1 pseudogene is annotated in these 464 nt (G+C 42.0%); it reads right to left on the bottom strand.

The window, feature by feature from the left end:
* Positions 1 to 464 (bottom strand): annotated as a pseudogene (locus tag BN338_RS10110) (hypothetical protein); the annotation flags it as partial.

Consider the following 464-nt stretch of genomic DNA (forward strand, 5'->3'; position numbering starts at 1 on the left):
ACCAGCCGCTACTGCAACAATTTGTCGTGTCTGACCATCCTTAATATTACCAACACTGACTGCACCTAGCGTACTTTTCCATACATAACTTTCATCTTTTGATCCATCTTTTTGCATAGGGCTATAACCAGCAATACCAGCGGCCTTATCAACAAAAGAATTCGCTCCTAAAGCAACACCACCCGTAACGCTTGCTTTTGCATGAGAACCTAAAACAATCGCGTTCTCTTGTTCTGCCGTTGCGGAATAACCCAATGCAATAGAATTTTTTTCCTTTGCATCTGAACTTGCCCCCAAAGTAATAGCATAATCTGCCTGTGCCTTCGAATAAAATCCTATAGAAATAGCGTTTTCACCCTGTGCTTTGGAACGATGACCAACAGCAGTTGCACCCTGTTTCATAGCTTGAGAAACAGAACCCAAAGCTGTTGAATAATCACCTTGGGCGGTTGTATAATCATTTT

This window comes from Bartonella queenslandensis AUST/NH15 (assembly GCF_000312585.1).
GTDB classification, from domain to species: domain Bacteria; phylum Pseudomonadota; class Alphaproteobacteria; order Rhizobiales; family Rhizobiaceae; genus Bartonella; species Bartonella queenslandensis_A.